This window comes from Brevundimonas sp. GN22, from assembly GCF_054824005.1.
The window spans coordinates 1-2,691 of record NZ_JSYD01000063.1 but is presented as its reverse complement, the minus strand read 5'-3'; the positions used below and the strand labels follow the sequence as shown (position 1 = coordinate 2,691).

The 2,691-nt window shown below is 62.1% G+C and carries 2 protein-coding genes and 1 pseudogene; 2 read left to right on the top strand and 1 reads right to left on the bottom strand.

What is annotated here, in order from left to right; all coding sequences use genetic code 11:
- The first annotated feature begins 71 nt into the window (after positions 1-71).
- Positions 72-2,048, top strand: a complete 1,977-nt coding sequence (locus OB03_RS09365) for a DEAD/DEAH box helicase (protein ID WP_461343958.1) — start codon at positions 72-74, stop codon at positions 2,046-2,048.
- Between the two features lie 53 nt (positions 2,049-2,101).
- Here the strand turns inward: OB03_RS09365 and OB03_RS09360 are convergent, their stop codons facing one another.
- Complete coding sequence (locus OB03_RS09360) at positions 2,102-2,296, bottom strand: hypothetical protein (protein WP_461343957.1); 195 nt, start codon at positions 2,294-2,296, stop codon at positions 2,102-2,104.
- A gap of 212 nt (positions 2,297-2,508) precedes the next feature.
- On the opposite strand from OB03_RS09360, the pseudogene OB03_RS09355 reads away from it, so the two are divergent.
- Positions 2,509-2,691 (top strand): annotated as a pseudogene (locus tag OB03_RS09355) (IS6 family transposase); the annotation flags it as partial.

The following is a 2,691-nucleotide window of genomic DNA, read 5'->3' as shown; positions in this document are numbered from 1 at the left end:
TGCCGCTTCGTCGACGTTCGCGAGCTATCGGCTAGCCCACAGAAGTTCATCGTCGAGCTCGGCAGGGCCTCGTGATCGAGCTCGTCGGGATTGAGGGGAGCCGGGAGCACGTAGCGGCCCGGGCACTTTACGACGCGTTCCTCACGGCGTGGCCCGACTTGGCCAGCACGCCGCGCGACGAGGAGCATGTCAAGCTCGTCGCCGGTGTAAAGCTCGCGAACGCCAACCGCACTGACGTGGACGTCGTTGTTGCCGGCTACTTGAAGCCCGGCCGCGTATTCCACCCGCGCAAAGTGCTGCGCGACAAGGAAGGAAAGCGGATCGTCGGCCAGGCGATCGCGGTCCAGAACCTAGTCGTCGCGGTCGAGGTTAAAGACCAGGGCCCGAAAGCTGTCCGCTTCATCGGCGACAAGGTAGAAGTCTACTATAGCCGCGGAGCCTCGAAGGGCTGGCACAGCGCGACGGACCAAAACGTCGAGCAGGCACACGCGCTAAAGGACTATTTCGCGGACCGCGGCGGGAGGCCATACGTCCACCGGTGCTTGGTGATGCAAGGGCTGGATTCCGTGGAAGTCGAGACGGCGATAGCGTCCGGCTTCACCTTGGCCGACTTCTTGACCGCCGTCTGCGCGGCTTCTCCCCTCGGGGCGTGGAACGGCAAGTACACGCTTTCCTCGTGTAGCCAAGACATCGCGAGGGGCGCCGTCGCCTCTCGCCTGTTCGAACCGCTGGTCCCAACGTCGCTCGATCGGAAGCGCATGGACCGGCTGTTACAAAAGGGCGGCCGGGTCGATCAGCTCTTGGCGAGCAACGGCCAGGCGTTCACTTGCCTGCGAGGCCACGGCGGGACGGGCAAGACGGTCACCTGCCTCCAAGCGGCTTGGCGAGCGTTCCACGACCACGCTGAGCGGACGCTCGTCATCACCTATAACCACGCGCTTGCCGCGGACATCCGCCGCATACTTGCTCTGATGGGCGTCCCGTCCGGCGACGAGGGCGGGATCAAGGTCCAGACCGCGATGTCGTTTTTCCTCGGCTGGTTGAACAGGCTTGGGGTGACGGAACCGGGACAAGACTCGTTGGAACAATACGACGAGCTTTGCCGGGCAGCTGTGGCGCTGATCGACGGTGGGGCAATTGGTGCGGACGACATCTTGAAGATCAAGAAGGACTGGCCGGCGCAATTCGACTTTGACCGGCTCATGATCGATGAGGCGCAGGACTCGCCTGCTGGCGAAGTCGCGCTCCTGAAGCGTCTTTACGCGCCCGAGTCGATCGTCATCTCGGACGGTCTTGACCAGTTGGTCCGAGGAGAGAGGGCAGACTGGTTCGCGGGCATAACCCGTGACAAGCGCCTCGTCCTGAGTGAGGTCCGTTGTCTGCGGATGAAGCGCAATCTTGCGGTCTTCGGAGCCGAGCTCGCCGACTGCGTCGGTCTCAACCTCGACATCGCCCCGAACGACAAGGCAGGAGGCGGCCGAGTGATCGTCGTCGAGGGAGCGTGGTCAGCGCAGCGAGCCTTGCACGCCGAGCTGGCCCGTGACGCGGCCGACGCAAATAACGAGCCGATCGACTCGCTGTTTTGTGTCCCGAGCGACGCCGTATCCTGGAAAGGCGGGCATGCGCAGAGCGACATCGCAAGGGCTCTGGATAGCTGGGGTTACGAGACTTGGGACGGGGTCGACGAAAGCGTCCGGCAAGACTTCCCCCGTTCGACCAACCAGTTCCGCGTCGTGAACTATCACTCGTGCAGGGGGCTTGAAGGTTGGAACGTCGTCCTTGAGCGCCTCGATGCCTTCTGGGAGGAACGAAGGAACGATAAGCTCGAGCGTGGGCTCTCCGATGCCGAGAGGGATTCGATGCAGTCTCTCGAAGACCTCGCATCGCGCGAAGCGTGGCGGTGGGTCTTTATTGCCCTCACCCGTCCACTGGACACGCTCGTGATCACGCTTGGCGACTTGTCGAGCCCGTTGTCACGGGAAATCGTCCGGGTCGCCGAGGCATTGCCGGACATTGTCGATAATCGGTTACGACGGGTAATTGGATGAGCTATTGGCGTCGCCAAGGGCTATGACAACAAAGCCAACCGCCGGGTTCGCTCTTACCCAATCCGGGCTCTGGCCGTCTTCCGAAACACCACGCTACCGATGCCGGTCAGCGCCAGCACGACCGTCAGGACGTCGGCCTGCGTCAGCCCCTCGGGTAGAATGCCGAGCGCCGCAGCCACGCCCCACAGGCTGCCGATGACACCGTTCCAGATGGCCTTGGACGCCCACCAAGGTTTCAGTTCGTCCATGTCGTTTCTCCATAAAAAAGCCCGCGACAATCGCGGGCGGCTGGGTTCATGATGCCGGCCGCTCAGGCCTCGTTGATGGACAGCACGAAGTCATCATGGAAACGCCGGGTGAACTCGCCGGCCGGAAGGTAGCCGCCCCCGGGTGCTGTCAGCCTAACGCTAAAGGTGCTCCACTTCGAAGGCTGCAAGCCATTGGTGGAGAAGGCGATTTTATGAAGCCTCTATCTTTTAAGCGACATCGTTTTCCAGCTGAGGTGATACGTCATGCCGTGTGGCTGTACTTTCGTTTCAGCTTGAGCTTCGGCGACGTCGAGGAACTGATGGCGCAACGCGGAATTGATGTCAGCTACGAAACGATCCGGTGTTGGACGATCAAGTTCGGGCCTCTGATTGCA